The 26,078-nt window shown below is 62.3% G+C and carries 25 protein-coding genes and 1 tRNA gene; 12 read left to right on the top strand and 14 right to left on the bottom strand.

The genetic code is table 11. The features are described from left to right. Positions 1-30 precede the first annotated feature (30 nt). Positions 31-1,170 (top strand): citrate synthase, encoded by a 1,140-nt coding sequence (gene citZ / locus F7R90_RS16295; RefSeq protein ID WP_158058459.1) that lies wholly within the window; start codon positions 31-33, stop codon positions 1,168-1,170. A 19-nt stretch (positions 1,171-1,189) separates the two neighbouring features. Here citZ and F7R90_RS16300 read toward each other — a convergent pair whose 3' ends face one another. Both F7R90_RS16300 and F7R90_RS16305 read right to left on the bottom strand, forming a co-directional pair. Continuing rightward, positions 1,190-1,867: a class I SAM-dependent methyltransferase gene (locus tag F7R90_RS16300; protein WP_158058460.1), complete on the bottom strand. Its 678-nt coding sequence runs from the start codon at positions 1,865-1,867 to the stop codon at positions 1,190-1,192. Between the two features lie 50 nt (positions 1,868-1,917). Next, positions 1,918-3,240 (bottom strand): MATE family efflux transporter, encoded by a 1,323-nt coding sequence (locus tag F7R90_RS16305; RefSeq protein WP_158058963.1) that lies wholly within the window; start codon positions 3,238-3,240, stop codon positions 1,918-1,920. Positions 3,241-3,436: 196 nt separating this feature from the next. On the opposite strand from F7R90_RS16305, the gene F7R90_RS16310 reads away from it, so the two are divergent. The 9 genes from F7R90_RS16310 to F7R90_RS16350 all read left to right on the top strand — a co-directional run bounded on the left by F7R90_RS16310 (position 3,437) and on the right by F7R90_RS16350 (position 10,900). Further along, positions 3,437-3,832 carry a gamma-glutamylcyclotransferase family protein gene (locus F7R90_RS16310; RefSeq protein ID WP_158058461.1) on the top strand — a complete coding sequence of 132 codons (396 nt, stop codon included), beginning with the start codon at positions 3,437-3,439 and terminating at the stop codon, positions 3,830-3,832. Between the two features lie 93 nt (positions 3,833-3,925). Then, on the top strand, positions 3,926-5,032 hold the full coding sequence (locus tag F7R90_RS16315) for a GNAT family N-acetyltransferase (protein ID WP_158058462.1): 1,107 nt from the start codon (positions 3,926-3,928) through the stop codon (positions 5,030-5,032). A gap of 352 nt (positions 5,033-5,384) precedes the next feature. Then, on the top strand, positions 5,385-6,596 hold the full coding sequence (gene ilvA, locus F7R90_RS16320; protein WP_158058463.1) for a threonine ammonia-lyase: 1,212 nt from the start codon (positions 5,385-5,387) through the stop codon (positions 6,594-6,596). A gap of 64 nt (positions 6,597-6,660) precedes the next feature. Further along, entirely contained in the window at positions 6,661-7,041 is a 381-nt protein-coding gene (locus tag F7R90_RS16325; RefSeq protein ID WP_158058464.1) for a Rid family detoxifying hydrolase, read from the top strand. Next, positions 7,038-7,238: a hypothetical protein gene (locus F7R90_RS16330; RefSeq protein ID WP_158058465.1), complete on the top strand. Its 201-nt coding sequence runs from the start codon at positions 7,038-7,040 to the stop codon at positions 7,236-7,238. Before F7R90_RS16325 ends, F7R90_RS16330 begins: the two co-directional genes overlap by 4 nt. A gap of 62 nt (positions 7,239-7,300) precedes the next feature. Then, positions 7,301-7,382: transfer RNA gene (locus F7R90_RS16335), tRNA-Ser, on the top strand. A 65-nt stretch (positions 7,383-7,447) separates the two neighbouring features. Then, on the top strand, positions 7,448-7,879 hold the full coding sequence (locus tag F7R90_RS16340) for a CBS domain-containing protein (protein WP_158058466.1): 432 nt from the start codon (positions 7,448-7,450) through the stop codon (positions 7,877-7,879). 188 nt (positions 7,880-8,067) lie between these two features. Further along, positions 8,068-9,720: a thermosome subunit beta gene (thsB, locus tag F7R90_RS16345; RefSeq protein WP_158058467.1), complete on the top strand. Its 1,653-nt coding sequence runs from the start codon at positions 8,068-8,070 to the stop codon at positions 9,718-9,720. 184 nt (positions 9,721-9,904) lie between these two features. Next, positions 9,905-10,900 carry an ornithine cyclodeaminase family protein gene (locus F7R90_RS16350; protein ID WP_158058468.1) on the top strand — a complete coding sequence of 332 codons (996 nt, stop codon included), beginning with the start codon at positions 9,905-9,907 and terminating at the stop codon, positions 10,898-10,900. Between the two features lie 15 nt (positions 10,901-10,915). Here the strand turns inward: F7R90_RS16350 and F7R90_RS16355 are convergent, their stop codons facing one another. The 3 genes from F7R90_RS16355 to leuS form a co-directional block, all read right to left on the bottom strand. Then, the gene (locus F7R90_RS16355; protein ID WP_158058469.1) at positions 10,916-11,155 is read right to left on the bottom strand and encodes a DUF7535 family protein; all 240 of its coding nucleotides are present in this window, start codon (positions 11,153-11,155) and stop codon (positions 10,916-10,918) included. Between the two features lie 177 nt (positions 11,156-11,332). Further along, the gene (locus F7R90_RS16360; protein ID WP_192498343.1) at positions 11,333-12,178 is read right to left on the bottom strand and encodes a class I SAM-dependent methyltransferase; all 846 of its coding nucleotides are present in this window, start codon (positions 12,176-12,178) and stop codon (positions 11,333-11,335) included. A gap of 77 nt (positions 12,179-12,255) precedes the next feature. Further along, on the bottom strand, positions 12,256-15,132 hold the full coding sequence (gene leuS, locus F7R90_RS16365; RefSeq protein ID WP_158058471.1) for a leucine--tRNA ligase: 2,877 nt from the start codon (positions 15,130-15,132) through the stop codon (positions 12,256-12,258). Positions 15,133-15,254: 122 nt separating this feature from the next. Between leuS and F7R90_RS16370 the strand changes: the two genes are divergently transcribed. Then, entirely contained in the window at positions 15,255-15,722 is a 468-nt protein-coding gene (locus tag F7R90_RS16370) for a hypothetical protein (protein ID WP_158058472.1), read from the top strand. A gap of 2 nt (positions 15,723-15,724) precedes the next feature. Here F7R90_RS16370 and F7R90_RS16375 read toward each other — a convergent pair whose 3' ends face one another. From F7R90_RS16375 to lpdA, 6 genes are all read right to left on the bottom strand, one after another. After that, positions 15,725-16,177 carry a peroxiredoxin gene (locus F7R90_RS16375; RefSeq protein ID WP_158058473.1) on the bottom strand — a complete coding sequence of 151 codons (453 nt, stop codon included), beginning with the start codon at positions 16,175-16,177 and terminating at the stop codon, positions 15,725-15,727. A gap of 72 nt (positions 16,178-16,249) precedes the next feature. Continuing rightward, a complete protein-coding gene (locus tag F7R90_RS16380; protein ID WP_158058474.1) occupies positions 16,250-16,696 on the bottom strand; it encodes an Hsp20/alpha crystallin family protein in 447 nt (148 codons plus the stop codon). A 69-nt stretch (positions 16,697-16,765) separates the two neighbouring features. Then, positions 16,766-17,572, bottom strand: a complete 807-nt coding sequence (gene pheA, locus F7R90_RS16385) for a prephenate dehydratase (protein WP_158058475.1) — start codon at positions 17,570-17,572, stop codon at positions 16,766-16,768. 280 nt (positions 17,573-17,852) lie between these two features. Continuing rightward, positions 17,853-18,203 carry a DUF7344 domain-containing protein gene (locus tag F7R90_RS22915; protein ID WP_449272369.1) on the bottom strand — a complete coding sequence of 117 codons (351 nt, stop codon included), beginning with the start codon at positions 18,201-18,203 and terminating at the stop codon, positions 17,853-17,855. A gap of 69 nt (positions 18,204-18,272) precedes the next feature. Beyond that, a complete protein-coding gene (locus F7R90_RS16390) occupies positions 18,273-18,932 on the bottom strand; it encodes a bacterio-opsin activator domain-containing protein (protein WP_158058476.1) in 660 nt (219 codons plus the stop codon). Positions 18,933-19,169: 237 nt separating this feature from the next. Beyond that, positions 19,170-20,594 (bottom strand): dihydrolipoyl dehydrogenase, encoded by a 1,425-nt coding sequence (gene lpdA, locus F7R90_RS16395; RefSeq protein WP_158058477.1) that lies wholly within the window; start codon positions 20,592-20,594, stop codon positions 19,170-19,172. A gap of 557 nt (positions 20,595-21,151) precedes the next feature. On the opposite strand from lpdA, the gene F7R90_RS16400 reads away from it, so the two are divergent. Continuing rightward, positions 21,152-22,279, top strand: coding sequence for a methyltransferase (locus F7R90_RS16400; protein ID WP_158058478.1), 1,128 nt, complete (start codon positions 21,152-21,154; stop codon positions 22,277-22,279). 43 nt (positions 22,280-22,322) lie between these two features. Here the strand turns inward: F7R90_RS16400 and F7R90_RS16405 are convergent, their stop codons facing one another. The 3 genes from F7R90_RS16405 to F7R90_RS16415 form a co-directional block, all read right to left on the bottom strand. Continuing rightward, positions 22,323-23,453, bottom strand: a complete 1,131-nt coding sequence (locus tag F7R90_RS16405) for an acyl-CoA dehydrogenase family protein (RefSeq protein WP_158058479.1) — start codon at positions 23,451-23,453, stop codon at positions 22,323-22,325. 114 nt (positions 23,454-23,567) lie between these two features. Next, the gene (locus F7R90_RS16410; protein WP_158058480.1) at positions 23,568-25,070 is read right to left on the bottom strand and encodes a dihydrolipoamide acetyltransferase family protein; all 1,503 of its coding nucleotides are present in this window, start codon (positions 25,068-25,070) and stop codon (positions 23,568-23,570) included. 1 nt (position 25,071) lies between these two features. Further along, a complete protein-coding gene (locus tag F7R90_RS16415; RefSeq protein WP_158058481.1) occupies positions 25,072-26,076 on the bottom strand; it encodes an alpha-ketoacid dehydrogenase subunit beta in 1,005 nt (334 codons plus the stop codon). Positions 26,077-26,078: the final 2 nt, after the last annotated feature.

Here is a 26,078-nt window from a genome sequence, read left to right on the forward strand (position 1 = left end):
TTTTCCGGTGTTGCCGAGAAGTATCACGGTATGTCAGACGAGGTCAAGAAAGGCCTAGAGGGTGTCGTCGTCGCAGAATCGGGACTGAGCTACATCAACGGCGACGAGGGCCGACTGGTCTATCGGGGCTACGAAATCGAGGACCTCGCCAACGAGGCGAGCTACGAAGAAGTGCTGTATCTGCTCTGGCACGGCGAACTTCCCACAGAAGACGAACTCGCGGAGTTTGCCGACTCGATGGCCGCCGAGCGCGAACTGGACGACGACGTACTCGACACGGTTCGCAAGCTCGCAGAAGCCGACGAAGAGCCGATGGCCGCGCTCCGCACGGCCATCTCGAACCTCTCGGCGTACGACCCGGACGACTCCTCTGGGGACCCGACCGACCGCGAAGTGAACCTCCGCAAGGGCCGACGCATCACCGCGAAGGTGCCTACCATCATCGCGGCGTTCAAGCGCATCCGCAACGGGAACGACCCGGTGTCCCCGCGTGAAGACCTCAACCACGCCGAGAACTTCCTCTACATGCTTAACGACGAGGAACCGGACGAAGTGCTGGCCGAGACGTTCGACATGGCGCTCGTCCTCCACGCCGACCACGGCCTGAACGCCTCGACGTTCTCCGCGATGGTCACCTCTTCGACGCTCGCAGACCTCCACAGCGCGGTCACCTCCGCGACGGGGACGCTCGCCGGAAGCCTCCACGGCGGTGCGAACGCCAACGTCATGCGCATGCTCAAAGACGTGGACGACAGTGAGATGGACCCGCTGGACTGGGTCAAGAACGCACTGGACGAAGGCCGCCGCGTGGCTGGCTTCGGCCACCGCGTCTACAACGTCAAGGACCCGCGCGCGAAGATTCTCGGCGCGAAGTCCGAGGAACTCGGAGAGGCCGCTGGCGACACCAAGTGGTACGAGATGTCGGCGACCATCGAGCAGTACATGCAGGACGAGAAAGGTCTCGCGCCGAACGTGGACTTCTACTCGGCTTCGACCTACTACCAGATGGGCATCCCGATAGACCTCTACACCCCCATCTTCGCGCTGTCCCGTGTCGGCGGTTGGATTGGCCACGTGCTGGAGCAGTACGAGGACAACCGCCTGATTCGACCGCGTGCGAAGTACACTGGTGCGGACCATCAGGACTACACGCCGGTGGACGAGCGGTAGTCGAACCCCCTTCCGAAATCTACTTTCTGCTGAGTTCTCCAGCGAACAGCGTCCACGGGTGGTCGTCTTCGGACTCCGCTTCGCTGGACTCGTCCTCGTCTTCTTCCAGCGTCTCCGGAACGCCCCAACTGTCCGTAATCTCGAAGCCAGCAGTCTCTAATTGCTCCCGCGTCTCGTCCGCGCCCGCAATTTCCCACTGCATCTCGACGCCGCTGTCGAGCCAGTCGGGGTTGTCGCCGACCCACTCGTTGGTGCCTTCACAGACGAGGACTCGGCCACCAGGGCGCAAAACGCGGGCGAATTCATCGATGACAGCCTGATGGTCGTCTATCGGCACGTGAATCAGCGACCAGTAGGCGACGACGGCGTCGAAGCTATCGTCTTCGAACGGCAGTTCCGTCATGTCGCTCTGGAGGAGGGCGGCGTCGGGGGCGTTCTCCGTCGCCAGTCGCAGTTGCTCGCTCGAGAAGTCGATGCCGACAGCAGTCGCGTCCTCGCTGAGTCGTCGCAGAATCGGCGTTCCCTGTCCACAGCCAGCGTCGAGAATGCTGTACGAGTCGCGCTCCGACTCAAGTTCAGCCAGCGAGTCGAGAAACTCCGCGAGTACATCCATCCCGACGCCGTTCTCGGACCGGTACGCGGCGTACGTCTCTGCTAGCTCGTCGTAGGACCGACGGACGGCGTCTTTCTCGACCATCGGTGGAAGGTATCGAACGGGGTTTGTTCAATCTTTGGCTGGTGTGCTAGTCACTCTGGCGTCTCAGTCGCTTCCCCGCTTCCGCGTTCGGCCATCATGTCGGCGGCGCGAGTCGCCCAGTCGCCCCACTGGAACCCCGCGCCCACGAGAAGTGTCATCCAGACGTAGTAGCAGAAGATGCCCGCGTAGGTGCCAACGACACCGTATCCGAGGTAAACGCCGACCAGCCACGAGAGACCTACCATGAACCCGACCATACCCGTCGTGCGAGCGACGAAGGGCGTCCGAGTGTCGCTCCCGCCCTGTAGCGACCCCGAGAGGACGACGAACAGGACGAGAAACGGCGCGGAGAGCCCGTACACTTTGGCGAAATCGATGGCGTACGCGCGGGTCGCGGCGTCGTCGGTGAAGAGTCGGACGAACCACTCAGCCGCGAAGAAGAGCACGACGCCGACCGTTCCGACCGTCAGCAGTCCGAGAGCGGCCGTAGCCCATCCCTCGAAGCGTGCCCGGTCCGGGTCGCCCGCGCCGAGTGCCTGCCCGACGACCACGCTGGAGGCGACACTGTAGCCCCGCGAGAGCGGGCCGGTGACCTGCTGGTACATCCGGCGACCGATTTGGTAGGCGGCGTTGACCTCGGTGCCGAACGAGAGCAGGATGGCGTTGAAGGGGAACTCCGCGACGGTGGCCACGAGACCCTCCACGATTTTGGGCGCGCTGATGGTCAGCAGTTGTCGCGTGATGGTGCCGTCCGTAGGACGCGCGAACGACGCGGCGGTCCACCGCCCGCGGATAGCCAAAACCAACGCGAGGGCGGTGAAGAGGTTCCCGAACGCGGTGGCGACCCCGACGCCGACGATTTCCCAGCGCGGGAACGGTCCCAGACCGAGACCGAGCGCGGCCGTCAGCGAGATGTTGAGCAGGTTCGAGACGACGTTGACGTACATCGGCGTCCGGGTGTCGCCGGTTCCCTGCAACGAGCGCGCGGCGACGAGCGCGACGTGTCGCGCGGGCGCGGTGGCGAAGATGATGGTGAGGTAGGTGCCCCCCATCGCGGCGACCGCAGTTGGCGCGCCGAGGATGGAGATTGCTTGCTCGCTCAGGAACGCGCCGAAGAGGACGAACGGAATCCCCGCGAGCGCGCTGACGAGTATCGCCTGCGTAATCGCCTCGTCGCGGTTGGCGAGAGCATCACTCCCCGTGTCCTGACTGGAGAGCGCGACTGCACCGCCGCCGAGTCCGAGGCCGATGCGGAGCGGCAGGCGCGCGTAGAGGTCCGCGAGACCGATGGCCGCGACGGCGGCGGGCGAGAAGAGTGCGGTGACGAGAATGTCGGTGGTCCGCATCAGCGTGCGGAGCGTCTGCTCGGCCATCACGGGCCACGAGAGCGCGAGGACGCGCCGCCAGACCGAGAGCAGACGGGAGCGAACGGCACCAGCGTCATCCGGCATCTCGTAAGTCCGAGGGACGAGAGCGGTTTCAGTGTACTGGTACGCAGGGTCGCCTGCCTGTTGTCTGCTCTCGAACTGTCGCAGAAGAACCAAATCGGTAGCCGTCGAACGGCCAGCTATGGACGTGTTCGTCTACGGGACGCTGACCGACCCCACGCGAGTCGCACGCGTCGTTTCTGAGTTCGAGTTCCTCGGTGCGGCAGCGTTGGACGGGATGCACAGCGTCGAGGGACAGTATCCGACGCTCGCGCCCGGCGGGTCGGTGGAGGGGAGAGTGCTTCGAACGACCGACGTCGAAGCACTGGATGCGTACGAAGGAGTCCCCTCCGGGTTGTACTCACGTCTGCAAGTTCCGAGGGAGGACGACGACCAGAAACCCGTCGAACTCTACGTCGGCGACCCCGAGAAACTCGGGGCGGACGCGTCGTGGCCCGGCGAGGGGTCGCTAACCGAGCGAGTCGCCTCCTACGTCCGAGAACAGGGGGTCGTGGTTCGAACCGACGACCGAACGTGACCGGGAGACGGTGTGTAACCGTGGATAGAATCACCGCGTCTTCGTCTCCGACTCATCGCAATACTTATTTTCAATTGACACAACCTCCACTCCATGCAAATCCGGCGGGTTCGCGCCGACGAGTCGGAAGTAGAACGCTACGTTTCGGAGTGTTGGGAACCGTACCACGAGGACTTGAGTGGTGCCGTCGCCGGACACGCTCTGGTGGACGCCAACCGGCGAGCAGTCGTGGAACACCACCAACAACTACTCGAATCACCGTCGAGTCGTCTTTGGGTTGCACTGGACGCCGCCAGCGATTCGACTACGGCACTGTCGGCGACCGATGCGACGTTCGCCGGATTCGTGAGGACGAGCGTCGAGTCGTCACCTCAGACGTTCGACTGGCCCGACCAGCTTGTGATTCACGACCTCTGGGTACGCGAATCGTACCGCGGGTCGAAAGTCGTCGAAGAACTGGTTGCACGCGCGATTCGACAGGCGCGCGAGAACGGTTGTGAACGTCTGACGCTCAATGTCGGTATCGACAACGAGCGGGCCGTCACGTTCTTCGAAAAACTCGGCTTCGAGACTCAGGGCTATCGAATGGACGTGTCTCTCGAAGACGTGGCTCTCGAACGGGACGAGAACTCGCTACAGAGCGGGAACTCGCTAAGCGATGACGACTCGTCGTTCCATCTTCGCCGACTTCGCGTCGATGAAGACGTGATGCATCGGTTCGTCGAGAAGTGCTGGATGCCGTTCTGGCAGGACTTGGGCGAGGCTGTCGGTGAAGAACACCTCAGTCCGGACCTGGACCGAAACCGACTCGTCGAGAACCTGCTCGAAGAGTACGACGTGCCGAACCGACGGTGTTGGGTCGTGCTCGACGAGGCCGAGGACCCGACAAAGGGCTTGGACGAAATCGACGCAGTCTTCGCTGGCTGGCTGAACGCCGGATTCGAACCGACCGACCGGTTTCTCGACGCGCCGGAACGACTGTTCGTCGGGAATCTGTACCTCCAACCGGCGTACCGGGGGTCAGGATTGGCCAACCGCGTGATGGCGCGGGCCGTGCAGTACGCACGTGAAGAGCGGTGTGTCGAACTGACGCTCGGCGTGGAAACGGACAACGAGCGAGCGAGTGCGTACTACGAGAAACTCGGCTTCGAACCACGACGACAGCGGATGTCCGTCCCACTCGATTCGATTGAGCTGTGAAGCGACCGAGAGCGAGGGGTCGTCGTTCGGGCGCACGACTGAGAATGACGGCCGTCATCGCGTCGTCAGACGGGGGTGTGTGCCAGCCGTCAGACATCGAATATTTCCCTTCGCAGTCGTGCGATTTTCACTTTCACTCCGTCCACCGGGGCTTTAAGTACCTCCCGCGACTGTCTCCAACTGCGCGTCACACGTTTCGCGCCCATTTCCTCACATTCCCCCCTTCGGACCAAACTACCAGAGAGCGTAGCGGTCAGCGAACGACAACACCACTGGCCGGCCCACTGGCAATAACTGACGTGTTCGAAAGCGTTGGTAAAGCATTAAAGAGACACACCGACTAGTCGCGTCTATGCTCGAACTCGCGGATATTCTGGATGCCCGCGTCCGGGTGGCGGAGACCGCCCGCCGGACACCACTGGACTACTCCCACACGTTCTCGGCGATGACCGACGCGAAGGTTCATCTGAAACAGGAGACGTTCCAGCGAACGGGGTCGTTCAAGATTCGCGGCGCGACGAACCGCATCGAGACGCTTTCGGACGCCGAAAAGGAGGCTGGGGTCGTGACCGCCAGCGCGGGCAACCACGCCCAAGGGGTCGCCTTGGCCGCAACCAAGAGCGGCGTAGACGCCAAAATCGTCATGCCGGAGAACGCGCCCATCTCGAAGATAAAGGCGACCAGAGACTACGGCGCGACCGTGGTCCTCGACGGCGAGGACTACAACGAAGCGCAGGCGAAGGCCCACGAAATCGAGGAGACGGAAGGCCGGACGTACGTCCACGCCTTCGACGACGAGAAGGTGATGGCCGGGCAGGGAACCATCGGTCTGGAAATCGTCGAGGATTTGCCCGAAGTCGAGACTGTCGTCGTCCCCATCGGCGGCGGCGGACTCATCAGCGGCATCGCTACCGCCGTCAAGGAGCAGAAACCCGACGCACGCGTCGTCGGCGTGCAAGCCGAAGGCGCGTCCTCGGTCGCCACCTCGCTGGAGAAAGGCGAAATTCACACGCTCGACAGCGTCGATACCATCGCGGACGGCATCGCCACTCGAAACGTCGGCACCGACCCGTTCGACGTCATCGAGAAGCACGTTGACGAAGTCGTCACGGTCTCGGACTCCGAAATCGCTGTGGCGGTCACACACCTTCTGGAGAGGGCGAAGACGCTCGTGGAGGGGGCAGGCGCAGTCCCACTGGCCGCACTGCTCTCTGGCGCTATCGACTACGACGAGGACGAAATCATCGTTCCAGTCCTCTCAGGTGGCAACATCGACATGAACACGCTGACGACGGTCATCATGCGCGGTCTCGTGGAGACCGGTCGATACGTGAAGATTCGAACCGTCCTCAAGGACCGACCCGGGGCACTCGGCGACCTCCTTGGCGTCATCTCCAGAGAGAAGGCCAACATCTACGGCATCCAGCACGACCGCACCTCGCGGGACATCGCGATGAATGCCGCAGAAGTCGAGGTGGACATCGAGACCCGCGGCCACGACCACGTCGAAGAACTGCTCGCGGCACTCCGCGAAGACGGGTTCGACGTCGAAGTGCTCGTCTGAGTGCGGAACAATCCAAGCACTCTGCTTGTGTAGGTTTAAGTCGGAGAATGAGAAACGTAAGCATATGAAGCGAACTATCAGCACGCAGGACGCACCCGCGGCGGTCGGGGCCTACAGCCAAGCGACGACGAACGGCGACCTCGTCTTCACGGCGGGCCAGATTCCGATGACGCCGGACGGCGACCTACTGGACGACGAAGAAATCGCGGTCCAGACCCGCCAGAGCCTGGAGAACGTCAAGGCCATCCTCGAAGAGGAGGGCCTGACCATGCAGGACGTGCTGAAGGTATCCGTCTTCTTGGACGACATCGATGACTTCGACCAGATGAACGACACCTACCAAGAGTACTTCCAAGACAATCCGCCCGCCCGGAGCGCGGTCGAAGTGGCGAACCTCCCGAAGGGCGTCGGCGTCGAAATCGAAGCCATCGCCTCCGGCGAGTGACGCCGCGAAAGAAGTCCGCCCTGCTGTGGGGCGTCGCCGGTACGCTCGCGTTTCTCGTCCTCTATCAGGGATACGTCGCGCTCGGGAACGAGGGTGTCGGGTTCCTGTCGGCCCTCGGGGTCGGCCTCCTCGTCGGGGTTGGCGTCGCGCTGGGTGCGTACGTTGGCGAAGCGCGACTGCTCGTCCGCGGGCGGTAACTCGTCTCACTCGCGCCCCGAAACAAAGCGGTTAAATGCGCCACCGGGCAAGTGTTTGTTGAGCCAGGATGGCCGAACGGTAAGGCGCACGCCTGGAAAGCGTGTTCCCTTCCGGGATTCAGGGTTCAAATCCCTGTCCTGGCGTTTCTACAATTTCTATCGGTGAGTCGAGCGAATCACGTAAGACCCTCCCCTCGAATCACAATGACATGCTCGTGCGGGAACTGATGACCACGGACGTCGAGACAGTCGAGCGCGACCGCTCGCTCCGAGACGCCGTGGCAGTCATGTTGAAGCACGGAATCGGAAGCGTCGTCGTCACGAGCGACGGGGACCCGACTGGCATCGTCACCGAGAACGACGTGCTACAGGCAGGGTACGCCTCTGGGCGACCACTCGACGCGATACCCATTTCGAAGGCGATGAGTCACCCGCTTCGGACGGTTTCGCCGACGACCACAGTCCGAAAGGCGGCGAAGAAGATGGGCGACGACGACAGCAAGAAACTCCCTGTCGCGGACGGGATGGAACTGGTCGGCATCCTCACGCTGACGGACATCGTGAACAGTCAAGCGGACATTCTCCGAGAGGTTCGACACCTCGATAATCGGCGGGAAGCGTGGGACGACGACGGAGTATAGTATATAAAACACGCCCGCGACCGTGGGCCAAGCGCCACCCACGCCATGCGAATTGTTCACAACTAATCCGCAGTCAGTGGTCCGGACGCTGGTTATTTCCCCTGCATTCGTGCGACAGATGGCCATGTCACCAAGTGACGAGGAAATAAAGGTTTATATAGAAGCACAATCATACTATCTGCTGAACCATGAGTCAGCGAGGTCAGCGAATGCAAGGCCAGCCGATGATCGTAATGTCCGACGAGTCCCAGCGCGTCAAAGACAAAGACGCCCAGGAACACAACATCAACGCGGCGCGTGCCGTTGCAGATGCTGTACGTTCCACACTCGGACCGAAAGGGATGGACAAGATGCTCGTCGATTCGATGGGCGACGTGACCATCACGAACGACGGCGTCACCATCCTCAAAGAGATGGACATCGACAACCCGACGGCCGAGATGATTATCGAGGTCGCCGAGACGCAGGAAGACGAAGCCGGTGACGGTACGACGACGGCCGTCGCGGTGACTGGCGAACTCCTCAAGAGCGCAGAGGACCTGCTCGAACAGGACATCCACCCGACCGCCATCATCAAGGGCTTCCACCTCGCCAGCGAGAAGGCCCGCGAGGAAATCGACAACGTCGCAGAGGACGTCAACACCGACGACGAGGAACTGCTCCGCAAGGTCGCAGAGACCTCCATGACCGGCAAGGGCGCAGAACTCAACAAGGAGCGCCTGAGCGAAATCATCGTGGACGCAGTCCAGCAGGTCACCGTCGAGAACACGGTGGACCTCGAATTCATCAAGACCGAGACCCAGACCGGTCGCTCCTCCGGCGAGTCCGAACTGCTGAAGGGCGCAGTCATCAGCAAGGACCCCGTCCACGACAACATGCCGTCCAGCGTCGAGGACGCAGACGTGCTCCTCCTCAACGAAGCGGTCGAAATCGAGGAGACCGACGTGGACACGAGCGTCAACATCGACAACCCCGACCAGCTCCAGAGCTTCCTCGACCAGGAAGAGAAACAGCTCAAGGAGAAGGTCGAGCAGATCAAGGACACGGGCGCTGACGTCGTCTTCTGCCAGAAGGGCATCGACGACATGGCCCAGCACTACCTCGCCAAAGAGGGCATCCTCGCGGTCCGCCGCGTCAAGAAGAGCGACGTTGCCTTCCTCAAGGAAGTCCTCGGCGCGAACGTCGTCTCGGACCTCGACAGTGCCTCCAGCGGCGACCTCGGCCACGGCGACGTGACCCGAGACGATGGCGACGAACTGTTCTACGTCGAAGGCGAGGACAGCCACGGCGTCACCCTCCTCCTGCGTGGCTCCACCGACCACGTCGTTGACGAACTCGAACGCGGCGTCACCGACGCGCTGGACGTCGTCGCACAGACCGTCTCGGACGGCCGCGTCGTCGCAGGCGGCGGTGCCATCGAGGTCGAAATCGCCAGCCGACTCCGCGACTACGCCGACTCCGTCTCCGGCCGCGAGCAACTCGCCGTCGAGGCGTTCGCCGACTCGCTCGAAATCGTGCCTCGCGTCCTCGCGGAGAACGCAGGTCTCGACAGCATCGACACACTCGTGGACCTCCGCGCAGCCCACGAGGACGGCGACCAGAAGGCTGGTCTGAACGTCTTCAGCAGCGAAGTCGAGGACACCTTCGAAGCTGGCGTCGTCGAGCCCGCCCACGCGAAAGAGCAGGTCGCGTCCAGTGCCACCGAGGCAGCGAACCTCGTGCTCAAGATCGACGACATCATCTCCGCGGGCGACCTCTCGACCGACAAGGGCGACGACGAGGGTGGCCCCGGCGGTGCAGGCGGCATGGGCGGTATGGGCGGCATGGGCGGCGCAATGTGAACTCAGGCGTAACCTGACATCACGCTCTTCCGACCACCCACCGCACCGCTTGCAGACCAATTCGGAACTCTGTGTTTTCTTTCGTGTCCAGTCGTCCAGTGGCAACACTGGTTGGCTGGCAAACACTGCGCGAATCGGTACGGCTTTAGGAAAATTATAGTGCCGCGGGCGATTTCGTTCACGTATGGATACGCTGCTGCTGAATCAGGACGCCGTAGACGAAAACACGCAGATGGAGGAACTTATCCGGGCAATCGAAGACGCGTTCGCCGCCTACGCCCGCGGCGACGCCCAGATGCCCGCGAAGTCCTACATCGACCTGCCACAGTACAACGGCGATTTCCGCTCGATGCCTGCCTATCTGAAGGCTGACGACTGGGACGCCGCTGGCATCAAGTGGGTCAACGTCCACCCGGACAACCCCGAGAACTTCGACCTGCCGACAGTCATGGGTACGATGATTTACTCGGACCCCGAGACGGCGTTCCCGCTGGCTATCATGGACGGCACCGAACTGACGATGAAGCGAACTGGCGCGGCCGCCGCCGTCGCCACCGACCACCTCGCCGTCGAGGACGCGACGACGATGGGCGTCATCGGCGCTGGCGTGCAGTCGTACACGCAACTGGAAGCGATTTCGAAGGTTCGACCCATCGAGGAAGTCGTCGTCAGCGACCTCAGCGAAGAGCGCGTCGCCGCCTTCATCGACTACTTCGACGCCGACTTCGAGGTCCGCGCTGGCTCCATCGAGGAGGCCGCCCAGTGCGACGTGCTTTCGACGGTCACGCCCGTCGAGGACCCCATCGTCTCCCGCGAAGCAGTCGGCGAACACACCCACGTCAACGCGATGGGTGCCGACGCCGAGGGCAAGCACGAACTCGCCGACGAGATTCTGCTCGACGCGAAACTCGTCATCGACGACCACGCCCAGACGACCCACTCGGGCGAAATCAACGTCCCGTACCACGAGGGCGTCCTCGGGGACGACGACATCGACGCCGAAATCGGCGACATCGTGGTCGGCGACAGCGAGGGTCGCACCGACGCAGACACGATTACCGTCTTCGACAGCACCGGACTGGCGATTCAGGACGTTGCGGCCGCGCACGTCGTCTACGAGCACGCAGACGAGAACGACAACGGCTACCCGTTCGACCTCATCGGCAGCGACGTCGAGTAAGTTTTCGCGATTTTCTCAGTCCGCGGTCGTATCCCGACGGAAGACTTCGATTGCTTTCGAGATGACCCACACCAGCAGTAGAAACGGCAAGAGTGGAATCAGCAGTATCACCAACCCGAGGAAGTAGGCGAGACCGATGGTCGTCATCTCGGCGTCCGGTCGTCCCCGATAGGGCGGTGTCACTGTCCGCATCACTTTCTTCGCTGGTGCTGGCACGACTCCTTCCTCGTCCTGTTCGCTCTCCCCCGAACTCATGCCACGACGTATCGACGAGCGGCGGGATAAACATTTGTGAGACAACAGTTTCGTTCACCGACGTGACGACTCGGTTCTACCGGGTTTCGAGTGGAACAACGGAAACGGTGGTGTCTGACGAGAGTCTGACGTTCGCCAGAAGATTCGCGCCACCGCCTCACCCTCAGAGGTCCCTCATCACCCGTCGTCAGACGGGACTCGGATCAAGAAGTCCCCATGGCGCATGGTCCGTCGGGAGAGACAACGCCACTGATGGTAGAGCGTCCACGCTTGCCGGTAGGAGTCTTCGGCTTTCAATCCGAGTAGCATCGCGAGGTAGAACAGCGGGACACCGATCAACGAGAGGAGCACCTGTCGCTCCGAAGAGGGAAGCACCCAATCGGTGTGGTCGACCCAGTCGTACTGGAGGTCCCGCGCTTCGAGGAGCGATTCAAACCCGCTCCAGGTGCTCAGGTGGTCGATTCGCCACCCTTCCAGCATCCGACGGACGTCGCATCGCGTGTCTCGTGGGTCGAGGTCGGCGGTGAGCCAACCGTCCGAAACCAAGACTCGGTCTCTCGCCACGCGGAGCAGTTCGTCCAGAGCGAGCGCGTACTCTACGCAGTGGCAGACGGTCTCGATACCGACGACCGCGTCGAACGCGTCGTCACCGAACGGAAGCCGATGGTAGTCGGCCACGGCGAACGCCCCCGTCTCGACGTGGTCGTCCGCATCTCGGAGTACTCGCTCACTGAGGTCGATACCGGTCACGTCGAGTCCTCGGTCGGCGAGTTCGCGACAGAACCCGCCCATCCCGCAACCGACGACGAGGACACGCTCGACGCTCGGACCCAGTCGGTCGGCGTAGTACCGGTTCGAGTTCTCGATGGCCACCGACAACGGTTCGAGCCGCGAGGCGTGGAACCCGTAGTGCATCGAGTTCGAGTGCCAGAACGTCCGGTACTCCCACCGCGTCGCGTCGTAGAACCGAGCGACGTCCGGTTGTGACCGCTCGGTACGTTCCTCGGCCTGGACGCTCGCCATTGACGACTGTCTTCCCCCCACCATCGATGCTGCAGACGAGACGATCCAATTTATGTGTATCCGTGATTTCTGCGCGGCTACTCTAGATGAACCGCAGGCCGCAACGGCACCGCGTTCCCAGCTTTGTCGCCGGGGTCGTAGGCGTCCTCGCCCTCCACGTAAATCTCGAAGTCGGCGTCGAACTCGCGCTCGAAGAATCTCCGGGCGTCCTCGTAGACCGCCGACTCGTCGATTTCGGCCAGCACCTCGACCTCCTCGTCCGGTAGTTCGCGAACGACCGCCACGAGTTCTTGGACGAGGTCGTTCACTTCGTTGCCCTTCTCGCGCAGACTGTCGTACTGCATCACTTTGCCCATGACTGCGCCCACGTCGGGACCGGATTCAAGCACTTCTTCGAGGACTTTTCGCTTCCAGTTGGCCGCGACGTACACGCGTACCGTCTCCGGATCGGCGTCGGTGACGCCGACGATGTCCCGAACGTCCGCAGTCATGTCAGCAACCAGCGACTCCTCGACTTCGGTCAGGACGCTCTCGAACTCGGGGTCTGGTTCGGGCCAGTTCGCGTCGTCTGCTGGCGCTCCTTCCAGTCGCTCGTACAGTTCGTTCGCCAAGAAGGGAACGAACGGTTCCAGCAGGCGCAGGCGTGTGCGCAAAACCTCGCGAAGCGTCCACTTCGCGCCCGGTCTGCCGAGGTCGGTGCGCTTGCGGTACCACTTCAGATGCTCTTCGAAGTCGTAGAAGACCGCTTGGCTGGCGCTCCGGGTTTCGAAGCGTTCCATCGAGTCCGTCGCGGTACGAACGGTCGATTGGAGCTTCGACAGTAGCCAGCGGTCGATGTGCTTGAGTTCGCGCTCGTCGCTCGGTTGCGAGTCGCTCCGCGCCTCGCCGCCCTCGATTATCTCGTTGGCCCGGTCCCAGAACCGCGCCAGTTGGTCGTGGGTCGATTGGACCTGTTCTGCCCGCCAGTCGTAGTCCTGCCACGGTTCGGCGGCGTTCAGCAGGAAGAACCGTACGGTATCCGCGCCGTACGTCTCGATAGCCGTACTCGGCAGGACGACGTGGCCTTTCGAGGACGACATCTTCTCGCCCTCCAGCAGTCCCATCCCCATGACGGTGATGCCACGGGGCCACTTCGGTTCCTCGAACAGTTCCGCGTGGTGGAAGAGGTAGAACGTGAGGTGGTTGCTGATGAGGTCGTTACCCGAGCAACGGTAGTCCACCGGGTACCAGTAGTCCCACTCTTCGCGCAGGTCGAGAGCGGTTGGATTTGGCTTTTCCACGGCTTCAGGGCCGAAAAAGAGCGTGTCGAAGAACTCCCGGCCCATCTCCTCGACAGGCACGTCGTCCAGTCGGTGCGCGATGGTGTAGTAGGCCATGTAGATGGTCGAGTCCGACAGCGGTTCGATGACGAACTCGTCGTCCCACGGCAGTCGAGTGCCCAACCCGTAGTTCCGAATCGCTGGCCACTCGTTCAGCCAGTCGATGGTGTGGTCGTACTGCTCGCGGGTGTTCTCGGGGATGGCGTCCAGTTGCGCGACCGCTCGGTGAGTCTTCGCTTTCCACTCTGAGTCGTTGTACCGCAGAAACCACGTCTCCTGCTTGGCGACCTCTACGTCGCCGCCACAGCGACAGACGACTTCTTCGCTGAACTCGTACATGGACCCGAACGCGCCGCGGGACTGGTAGTTCTCTTTCAACTCGTCTCGGACCTCCTCGACAACTTTCCCCGCGTACTCGCCGTACTCGTCGTGGAGACGGCCACTATGGAACTCGGCTTGATAGAGGTCGGCCGTCACGTCGTGCAGGTCAGGGTCGTCGCTGTCCTCGATGCCCGCGGTTTCGACGGCGTCCTTCGCCGGAATTTCTCCGTAGCCCTCGATAGTCAGAATCGGCTTGGGTTCGATAGCGCGGACCGCCTCGGGGTCGATGCCGTACTCGGTGAGGTCTTCTGCCGCGCCGTCGGCCTGTATCTCCCGGAGCGCCACGTAGTCGTCGGGGCTGTGTGCGGGCACCGACATCACGACGCCAGTCGCGTTGTCCGGGTCCACGAACGACGCCGGGAGCAACAGGATGTCCTCGCCCGTGACGGGGTTCTCGACGTGGCCGCCGACCAACTCCGAACCAGCGAACTCGTCTTCGACTTCGACAGCGTGGGCTTGTAGTTCGAGTTTTTCCGCGGCTTTGGCACTCACGACCCACTCCTCGTCGTCCACGGTCGCCTGCACGTATTCTGCGTCCGGGTCCACGAAAGCGTTCGTCACTCCCCGAACAGTCTCCGGCCGCAGCGTCGCCATCGGGTAGACGACACCCTCCTCGTCTTGGAATTTGACGAGGGTGTACTCCTGAAACTCTGCCTCCTCGCCTTCCAACAAGTCGTGGGTCGTGACGGGGTTCTTCTCGACTGTGCAGTACTTCACGGGGTGCAGTCCCTTCTCCAGCAGTCCCCTGTCTCTCAGCGTCTCGTACTGCCACGTGATGAACTTCGAATAGCGGTCGTCGTTCGTGGTGAACTCGCGCCGCCAGTCGATAGACAGACCGAGCGCCTGCATGTTCTGCTTGTAGTGGTTCTCGATGAAGTAGCGGGCGAACCCCATCGGTGTCTCCAACTCCTGCAAGGTTTCCTCGGGCACCTCGTAGGTGTCTTTCAGCACCGACAGTTGGTCCGCCTCGCCCTTCTTCAGGCGCTCGACGGCACCGATTATCGGAGTCCCCGTGACGTGCCACGCGATGGGAAACAGTACGTTGTTGCCCTGCAAGCGCCGATATCGAGCGTACACGTCCGGGACGGTGTACGTGCGGGCGTGGCCGATGTGCATCCCGCCGCTGGGGTAGGGGTAGGGAACGGTGACGAAGGTGGCCTCGTCGTCGCTGTCGGAGGGATTTGCTTCGTATCGACCCTCCTCCGCCCAGCGATTCTGCCACCTTCGCTCGATGTTCCGTGGGTCGTAGCTCATGTACAGAGAATGGTTACCCAGCTAAAAGAACGCTCACACCTGACTGGTCCACCTGTTCGATAGCGGCAAAAGTTGCCCAGCAGTCGAAACGTTGAGGTGTCATCCGTGAGTTCGCCCAGCTCGTGGGCGAGTTCGCCGACGACGTGCGCGACAAACTCCGCGACGACCTCCGAGAGCGACGGCCGAGTCTCGACTGGGAGACCGAACATCGGGTTCGTCGCACGCCAGTAGACGTTGTCGGAGAAAATGACGAGCGATTCGTCGCCGTCGAATTGGAGTGGCGTCGCGCCGACCCGGCGAACAATACTGCGAAACTGTTCTACTACGTCTCGGAGGGCGAGTTAGAAGGCTACGACGAAATCCTCGTCTGTCAGGTGTTCACCGGCTACTACGACCTCGCGTCCGGGGGTGTATCTTCGAAGCGCGAAGTCGCGGAGTTCGTCGGCAAGACTGCGGCGGACGCCTTCGACCACGTCGAATTCCATCCCGTCACGTTCCCGCTCGAACCGCCCAAGCGAGGTGGCGAACGACCAGAAAACTGGCAGTCGCTGGTCGGCGAAACTGCCGACGAAATCGAGTCGCTCCTCTAAATTCAATCCAGCACGACCAGACCGTCGTCCAACATGTCACCGAGTACGTCGCGGGCGTGGCCGTCGGGTTCGACGCCGGAGTAGACGGCTTTCACTTTGCCGCCGTCGAGGACGAACGTGACTCGCTCTGCGGCCCCACGAGACGTATCGACGCCGAACGCCTCCGCGATTTCGCTATCGGGGTCCGCAAGCAGGTCGAACCCGAGGTCGTACTTCTCGGCGAACTCCTCGTGGCTCGCTACGTCGTCTGTCGAGACGCCGTAGACGGCGACGCCTGCGTCTTCGTAGGTCTCTAGCTCCGTGTTGAACTGCTTGGCCTCCACAGTGCAACCCGGCGTGTCGTCGCGCGGGTAGAAGTACAGCACCGTCGGCGCTTGGAAGTCGAGCGAGACGGTTTCGCCGCGCTGGTTGGTCGCTTCCACGGTCGGCGCGCCGTCGCCTGCGTCGAGTGTCATACCCGACGATTCGTCTAGCGCGGTAAGCCATTTGTGCTTGCGGCGACTCGGCGAGGTATCTTCCCTAGTCGGCTACCCGATGTCGATGTGCGTCGAGTCCTCCTCTTCAGCCTCCATCTTCGGGAGCGTCACCGTCAGGACGCCGTTCGTGTACGTCGCGGAGACGCCCGTCTCGTCTACGCTCTCGGGAAGCGTCACGGAGCGACTGGCCGACTGGTGGCGGCGTTCCTGCCGGAGATACCGACCGTCGTCTTCCTCGGCTTCCTCCGTCTCTTCTGCGTGTTCCGCGCTAATCGTGAGTACGTCCTCGCGCAGCGATACGTCGATGTCGTCCTGCTCGAAACCGGGCAGGTCCGCGGTGACGACGTACTCGTCGCCGTGGTCGGCCACGTCCATCGACATCTCGGCGCGCCCGCCGAACTTGGTCCAGTCGCCGCTGGACATCGAGTCCTCGAATTGGCGACTCATTCGGTCTATCATCTCTTCGAGTTCGTCGAACGGATTTCTACGTCGTGCCATAGTACCCCCATCGGGCGGTCTTTGCCCATCGGACGTTCGACGCGTTTCGTCTTAAAAATTCAGCTCCGTTCAGTACAGGACGTGTTCGGTGTCGTAGGAACCGAGGCGGCGGACCCAACCGTTCTCGGCGATGGATTCGATGTCGGCGATTGCCTCCTGTGCGCGGTCCTCGTACAGGCCCGCCGCGAAATCGACGTGGAAGACGTAGTCGCCGAGGCGTTCGCCGCTCGGGCGGGACTCGACGCGGGTGAGGTTGATGTCCCGGTCGGCGAACGGTTCGAGCAGTTCGAGCAGGAGACCGGGGTAGTTGGCGTTCGGATAGACGACTATCGAGGACTTCCCGCCCGCTTGGGAGGACTGGTCGGTGGGCGCGACGACGAAAAAGCGCGTGGCGTTCGACGTGCGGTCTTGGATGCCCTCGGCGATGACTTGCAGGTCCTCGCCCGCGTTGTCGGGGTGACCGATACCTGCCACGTCGCGATTCTCGCGGGCGTGTTCGACGCCGCGAGCGGTGCTGGCGACCGCTTCGAGGTCCGCATCGGGATACTCGGCTTCGAGGTACGACCGGCACTGCGCCAGAGCCTGTGAGTGACTGGCGACGACAGAGAACTCCTCGGACTGGGCGAGCAAGGCGTGACGAATCGGCGTGACGATTTCCTTGACCGCGGACACCTCGTGGTCGGCGATGGCGTCCAGCGTCTCGGTGACGCTCCCCTCGATGCTGTTCTCGATGGGGACCACGCCGCGGTCGAACTCCGATTCGGCGACTGCTTCGACGATGCTCGTGACCGACTCGCGGAACGCCACCTCGTCGGCGACTGCGCTGGCCGCGCGATGGGAGTAGGTCCCCTCGGGACCGAGCGTGACTGCCTTCATGGGCGTGTGTTTTGCGGAACAGGGTAAAAGGGCGTCGGGTGTGACAGAACCCGGTGTTCGTCGCCCCGTATGTCCTCGGGTTCGACGGTCCCCGCGTCGAGCGAGAATCCGCCTCGACGACTACGAGATTATCGCGCTCACGGACCACTTTCCTTCGGGGAGTAACCGAACCGACGGTGACGATTCGAAGCACGTGGCGAGGTTGCGACGGTTTCAAGAAAAATGCTCGAAAGCCCCGCGCGGTCCACAGACGTGCGCCTTGCTGTGCGTTTCTCGTCGCTCAGGAATCGTTCGCTTCGAGACGAGTAGCGTAATCTACCAGGTCTTCAACGCGCGTTCTACCACGGTAGCGAACAGTTCCACTCTGTGCGTCGTATTCCACGACCCCTGCACTGGTCAGTTTCGGTAGCGCGGAGTGATGCAAGTGCGTCGCCACCCGCTTTCTGCGCTCGGCTTTCGTCTGCTTCTCGTCTGACACGATGTGGTCGACGAGCGTCTCGAGCGATGCGGTCGAGTCGGACGACGTGCGGAAGTAGTCGATGACGCCACGCCGCTGTGCACTCGATACGACCGAGAATAGTCGATCGACGTCGGCAGCATCGTGCGCTTGCCGATCACGCGTCGGTGACATTGGAGCGGATATGTGTTCCACGTAGAGGAGTAATAGACTGTTTGTTGAACGAACAACTCTATTAAATACTTAGCCCAAGTCAGAAGCCGAAGTCACCAGGACCGCCCGCAGGACCTGTTCCGTCCCTCGCCGAATCCGATTGGACATTGCCTGTTGCGACACCTCGAACTGCTCGGCGAGCGCTTCGAGATTCGTCTCCTTCGGCGTGGAGAGATACCCTTGTTGTAGTGCTGCGACGAGGGCTTCGCGCTGCTCTTGCGAGAGGTCGAACGTTCGTCCGTACTCGGTCTTTTCGGTGAGCGTGTACGTTCTGTCTATGTGAATCGAGATCTCGTTTTCCGTGCACGTGTTGTAAAACTCCGAGAGCATCTCGTGATTCGGAAACCGTAACCGGAACTCCCAGCCATTGTTCCCGTATCCTTCGAGAATGGTCGCGCCAGCGTCGGCGAGATACTGAATCAAGTCGTCGTCTTCTCCGACCCACTCGATGCGATACAGCGTGTGGTCGCGGACGCGATCGACTGCGACGATCTCCTGAATCGACGGGTTGTTTACAGCGTGGTTTTCGAAGACTTCGAAATCACCACCGCTGACCCACACGAATGGAACGACGGAATCAGCCAGCGGAACGATTCGTTCGAATTCGATATCCATCCCTGGAGGTTCAGCGAGCGCCCTCCCAAGAGTAAATTCGTCGCTCTCGATAGAGAACTCTACGATGACGCTCATTAATTAACTGCGATTTCGAAAGTTGCCCATAAAGTGATGATGCCTGATAATCACTGCACGGTAGCCCGCTGTCGGGACTGCACGTCACGTTTACACGAGACCACTTCGACCGTCTCACCCCGTCGAAACCGCTAAACAAAGTTATCGAGAAACTCACTCTCCGAGTGTTACACCTGACGAGGAAGCCTGACTAGGCAAGTAGGCTCGAAACAGACGTGCGAGAGACTATAGAGTCTGTTACCGATTCAGCGTGTGAATCGCGTGCCCCAACGCATTCTCCGCCGCTTCCATCACAGCCTCGCCCAAGGTCGGGTGCGTGTGAATCGTCGCCGCAACGTCCTCCAGCGTGGCACCCATCTCGATTGCGAGTCCAATCTCGGCAATCAACTCGGAGGCTTCTGGTCCCACAATCTGGGCGCCCAGAATGAAACCGCTCGGTTCGTCCGCAACAATCCGCACGAAGCCGTCCGCGTGGCCCGTCGTCAGCGCGCGACCGGAGGCGTTGAACGGGAACTTGCCGACCGCTGGCTCGAAGCCCTGCTCTTCGGCCTCGGCCTCAGTAAGTCCCACAGTACCGATTTCGGGGTCGGTGAAGACGGCCGCCGGAACTGCTTGGTAGTCCAGCGCCGAGGGTTCGCCTGCGATGACCTCAGCGGCGACCTGCCCTTCCTTGCTGGCCTTGTGCGCGAGCATCGGTTCGCCCGCCACGTCGCCGATGGCGTAGATGTGGTCTTTCTCGGTGCGAGCGCGGTTGTCCGTCTCGATGAAGCCAGCCTCGTTCGTCTCGATGCCAGCGTTGTCGAGTTCGAGCGTGTCCGTGACCGGACTGCGACCGACCGCGACCAGCACCTTCTCCGCGCCATATTCCGCGACGTTGCCGTCTTCGTCCTCGGTCATGACGGTGATGCCGTCGCCGGACTCCTCCCACTCGCTTGCGCCTTCGCCGAAGTGGAAGTCGATGCCGAGTTCGTCGGCTTTCTTTTTGACAGGGCGCGCGAGGTCGTCTTCGTAGCCCGGCAGCACGGAGTCGAGCATCTCCACGACCGTAACGTCGGTGCCGAGTTTGGCGAAGACGCCCGCGAGTTCCATGCCGATGTAGCCCGCGCCGACGATGACGAGGCTCTCCGGGACTTCGTCCAGCGCGAGTGCCTGCCGGGAGTCCAGCACAGGGTCGTCGCTGAACGAGAAGCCGGGAATCTCGATTGGGCGACTTCCAGTCGAAATAATGGCCTCCTCGAACTCGACGGTCTCGGAGCCTTGACCCTCGCCGCCGTGGACGATTCGGGCACTGTTCTCGTTGGCGAACTCCGCGCGGCCCTCCATCAGCGAGACGCCGTTGGCCTTGCAGAGCTTCTCGACGCCGCCGGTGAGTTGGTCCACGACGCCGTCTTTCCAGCCGACCATCTCGTCCATCTCGACGTCGGGGTCGGCGTAGATGCCCATCTCCTCGGCGTCGCCCGCCTCGTGGGCGAGGTCCGAGGCCGTAATCATCGCCTTCGACGGGATACAGCCGTAGTTCAGACAAGTCCCACCGTAGGCGTCCTTTTCGACCAGCGTTACGTCCTTGCCGAGTTGGCCCGCGCGAATCGCGGCGACGTAGCCGCCCGGTCCCGCGCCGATGACCAACACGTCCGTTCCAGTAGAGATGTCTCCAACGACCATCTACGTGGAAAATCGGGCTTCTGTGTGAAAAATCAGGCGGATTTTGCGGTGGGAAGTGTGTGTTATCGTAGCACGCATAGCGGCCACGAATTCGGTTGCTCGGTGCGTTCCGACCGCGAACCTTCGGTCACCGTTCACTCTCCGAACGGGAATGTTTTAGTTACAAGTGAGAAAAGCAGTTGATACGTTGAACAACGGCTACGGGTCGAACTCGTAACTGCGGGCACTCGCAGAACGAGGTCGGCTGACTCGCCAACTGTGGGCGGTTCGACGACACGACCGAACGTGAGCGGTCGTGATTCAGTCGGGCCGTCACGCTGTTTGGTACTTGGCTCCGCGCCCTGCGCGTAGCTGTGTCTGTGCCGCTTCTCTCGGTCACGACGCTTCGCGTAGCGCGTGGGTTGCTTCGTTCGTCAACAGCCCGAAGTTAGCCGACTCAACGCAATGCACGCAACCGTTCGACTACGACAGCACCGCCACCGACAGCACCCCGTCAACCGACTTCCGACAGACGACGCCGAGACGGAGAGCCAGCAATCGAACCGGGGGTGGAAACAATGAGGCACGCGCCCTACGAACTCGCCCTCGAATCACACGTCACCGACGCCCGGTCACAGTACTTGTTTCACACTGCCGACGGCGTCGTCTCGAAGCAGTCGTTTCGAGACGCAGAACTGCTGATACTCGAATCGCTATGGGACCGTGAACTTGGGCATGTTCTCTGTCCGCAAGCGAACTACGGCGTCGTCGGCGTAATTCTCGCCGACACCGCCGACAGCGTCGAGATGACAGAGACCAGTGCCCGTGCTTCCCGACTGTGCGAGCGCAACGTTCGAGAAAACGACGTCGAAGCATCAGTCTCCCTCCGTGCGGACCTCACGACGCTCGAACCGAAGTTCGACACAGTCGCCTACGCTCCCAAGCGATACACGCCAATCACAGTCGGAAAGCAGCGCATCGCGGACGCACTCTCCGTGCTTCGACCCGGTGGGAGCCTCTACCTCGCCGCGTCGAAGGAAACCGGACTCAACAGGTACGAGGAGCAACTGTGCGACATAGCGGGGAGCGTTACCTGCCTCGCCGACCGGAACGGCTATCGACTGTTCGAAGCGACCCGACCCCGAGTCTTCGAACCACCGTCCTACGTCACGTTCCGAACGCTCGAACCGACTGTCGCTGGCGAAGGCCTCCAACTCGTGACGACGCCCGGACTGTTCGCTGCGGACGGACTCGACGATGGGACGCGGTTGTTGCTGGAGAGTAGCACCGTCGAGGAAGGTGACCGCGTCCTCGACATCGCCTGCGGTTACGGTGCAATCGGGACCTACGTCGCGCTCGCCGTAGACTGCGAGGTCTGGCTCAGCGACGATGACGTGGTCGCAACTTCGTGCGCAAAGCGGAGCCTTCGAGCGTCAGGAGCGGAGGGGACAGTCGTGACCGCAGACTGCACCGAGGGAGTCGCAGGCGCGACCTTCGACAAGGTCTTCAGCAACCCGCCGACATACGCGGGCAACGGTGTCCTCTCCGAGTTGTTCGCAGGTGTCCACGACGTACTCGCTCCGGATGGAGAGTTAACCTTCGTCCGTCACGAAGCACTTTCTCTCCGAGAGCATCTTTCCCAGTTCAGCGTCGTCGAACGACTGCGTACCGGCCGAGAACACGAGGTGGTCTGCGCGAGACCGTAACCAGGATACTCCGTTCTCCCACTCCCTCCGACAAAACACCCTTTCAGCCGTCGTACACCGCGTCCGCCAGCGTATTCCGATGCAGTTCGTTCGGCCCGCCAGCGATGGTCAGCAATCTGGCGTCCCGTAGGTACCGTTCGACGTGATGCTCCTTCGTGTATCCCTTCCCACCGTGGAGTTGCATCGCGTCGTTGGCGTTGTCCACGGCGGCCTCTGTCGCGTGAACTTTCGCCATCGCGAACTCGCGGGTCGGGTCCTCACCGCGGTCTGCTCTATCGGCGGCGCGGAGCGTCAGCAAGCGCGCCGAATCGACCCGCTGAGCCATCTCGCCGACGCGCCACCGGACGCCCTGAAAGTCGCCGATAGACTGGTCGAACTGCTCGCGCTCGCTGGTGTAGGCCACAGTATCCTCCAGCGCGGCGCGGGCGATGCCGACGCCGCGCGCCGGGACGTTGACGCCGTTGTGAATCTGGCCGCGCTGGCGGAGGGCGTGCCCCTCTTCGCCGACGAGGTTCTCTGCGGGGACGCGAACGTCTTCGAGTCGGACGCGAGGGGATTTCACCGTGCGAGCGCCGAGCGTCTCCCACACTTCCTCGACTTCGAACTGCTCGGTGGGAACCAGAAACGCGCTGACGTTCTGGGACGTGTCGCTATCGACACCGGTCTTCGCGTAGGTCAGGACGACATCCGCGTGCAGGAAGTTCGTCACCCACTGTTTGTGGCCGTTCAGCACCCACTCGCCGCCTTCCTTGGTGGCTGTGGTCTCCATCCGGGACTTGTCCGACCCGGCGTTTGCTTCCGTCAATCCCAGGACGCCGACGGTTTCGTAGGTCGCCATCTCGGGGAGATACTGCTCTTTCTGCGCCTCGGTTCCGAACCGCTCGATTACGGTGGCGACGCCGAGATTCAACGCGAGCGCACTGGCGACGGTCATCTGTCCAGCGGCGAGTTCTTCGGTGAGGACGACCAGTTCGACCAGTCCCTCGCCGCGGCCGCCGTACTCCTCAGGGAGCGTGAGACCGGTGTATTTCCGGTCGCCGAGTTTCTGGAGTATCTCTTCGGGATACTCCTCGTTTCGGTCGGCTTCGATAGCTTTCGGCCGGATTTCGCGCTCGGTGAACTCCCGAACTTCCTCGCGGAGCGTTCGCTGGGGCTCTGTCAGTTGGAAGGGCATGCGCCGACACACGGCGGGCAGGCAGTAATAGCTTCGCCAGCAGAGAATGACCACCGCGAGCAACAGCGACGAAGAACGAAAACAGGTAGAGAAGTCAGACGGGAGCGACCGAACTCACTCCAGCAGGAGCAGGTTCGGGTTGTGCAGGTACTCCAGCACCGTGTTGGCGAACTCCGCCGCCACCGCGCCGTCGATGATGCGGTGGTCGATGGACAGGGAAATCGGGAGCGTGTAGCGCGCTTCGACTTCGCCGTCCACGACGGTTGGACGCTGTTTGAGTTCTCCCAGACCCATGATGGCCACCTCCGGGTGGTTGATAATCGGCGTCGCGTACTCGCCGCCGATGGCACCGAAGTTGGTGATTGTGAAGGTGCCGCCCTGCATCTCCTCGCGGGCGATGGAGCGGTCCCGGGCCTTCTGGACCTTCTCGTTCATGTCCGAGGCGATTTGGAGCATATCCTTCTTGTCCACGTCGTCCACGACGGGAACCATCAGGCCGTGGTCCGTGCCGACGGCCACGCCGATGTTGTAGTAGTTCTTCAGGACGATTTCGTCGTTCTCCTCGTCCAGCGCGGAGTTGAGGTAGGGGTACTCCTTGAGCGCGGCCACGATGGCCTTCATGATGAACGGCATGTAGGTCAGGTGGATACCCCGCTCTTCGGCGACTTCCTTCAGGTCCGCGCGCGTCTCGACCAGTTCCGTCACGTCGATGGAGTCGTGGTGGGTGACGTGGGGCGCGGTGTACTTCGAGTTCTCCATCTGCTTGCCGATGGTGCGTCGGATACCCTTGTAGGCCACGCGCTCCTCGCGCGGGCCTGTCTCGCCAGCGGCGAGTGCGGCGGAGTCCGCGGCTTGGGCCTGCTGTTGAGCCTCGGCGTACTCCGTGACCGCTTCGGGCGTGACGAACGCTTGGCCGTCTCGCTCCTCGGTCGAGGGCACGGCGTTGATATCGATGCCCTGCTCCTCGGCCATGCGTCGGGTCGCAGGTGCGGCCAGCGTCTTCTCACGGTCTGCGGATTCGACCTGTGCGGGTGCGCCACCCGCGGCCCCGCCTGCGGCCGACGCTGGTGGTTCCTCGACTTCAGCCGGTTCGAAGTCGCTCTCGTCGTCGGACTCCGCTGCGTCTGCGGTCGCTGCGTCCTCGCCACCGGATTCCGCCGCAGTTCGAACGTCGTTCTCGGTCACGCGGCCGCTCGGGCCGGTTCCCTCGACTGTCGTGATGTCTACGCCGAGTTCGCGGGCCAATCGGCGCGCGCTCGGTGCGGCGAAGACACGGCCGTCACTAGTCGAGGTTTCTTCGGATTCTTCGTCCGCCGAGACTTCCGGCTCTTCGGAGACTTCTTCCTGCGATTCTGCGGTCTCGCTCGTGTCGTCTTCGCCTTCGACGTTGAAGGTGATGATGACCGAGCCGACCTTGACCATCTCGCCCTCGTCGGGGATGATTTCGCGGACCGTGCCGTTGACCGGCGACGGGACCTCCACGATGGCCTTGTCGGTCTCGACTTCGGCGACCGCTTGGTCTTCGGAGACTTCGTCGCCCTCCTCGACCAGCCAACTGACGATTTCGCCCTCTGCGACACCTTCGCCAACGTCGGGAAGCTTGAACTCGCGTACCATGTTAGAAGTTCACCGCGTCGCGGATGCCTTCCTTGATGCGGGCCGGTTCTGGCAGGTAGTAGTCTTCGAGCGCGTACAGCGGGAACGGCGTGTCGAAACCGGTGATGCGTTCGATGGGAGCCTCCTGATAGAGGAGCGCTTCCTCCTGAATCGTCGCGGCGATTTCGCCAGCGAGACCGCCCGTCTTGGGTGCCTCGTGGACGACTGCCGCGCGACCCGTCTTCTTGAACGACTCGACAATGGTGTCGGTGTCGAGCGGCGAGACGGTGCGGATGTCCACGACTTCCACGTCGATTTCGCCTTCCAACTGCTCTGCGGCTTCCATCGTCGGTCGAGTCATCGCACCCCACGTGAACACCGAGATGTCGGTGCCTTCCTTGCGGGTCGCGGCCTCACCGAGCGGCACTTCGTAGTCCTCCTCGGGCACGTCACCGCGGAACGCGCGGTAGATGAGCTTCGGTTCGAGGAAGATGACCGGGTCCGGGTCGCGGATGGCCGAGATGAGCATCCCCTTCGTGTCGTAGGGCGTACTCGGCATGGCGACTTTCAGACCGGGCTGGTGGGTGTAGAACGCCTCCATCGACTCGGAGTGGTGCTCCGGCGCGCGGATGCCACCGCCGTACGGTGCGCGAACGACCATCGGACAGGTGAACCGACCGCGACTCCGGGTACGGAGACGTGCGGCGTGACTGACTATTTGGTCGAACGCGGGGTACATGAACCCGGAGAACTGCATCTCGGGGACCGGCTTTAGGCCGTAGGCGGCCATGCCGATTGCGGTGCCGACGATGCCGGATTCCGCGAGCGGCGTGTCGATGACGCGGTCCTCGCCGAACTCCTCGTAGAGGCCCTCGGTGGCGCGGAAGACGCCGCCGTTCTTCCCGACGTCCTCGCCCATCACGAGCACGTCTTCGTCCTGCTTCATTTCGGTGTACAGACCGTCTCGAACGGCCTGCACGAGCGTGAGATTCTGCGTCTCTTGTTCGTGGTCCTGAGTTTGACTCATAG

This window comes from Halorussus halophilus, assembly GCF_008831545.1.
Lineage (GTDB): Archaea > Halobacteriota > Halobacteria > Halobacteriales > Haladaptataceae > Halorussus > Halorussus halophilus.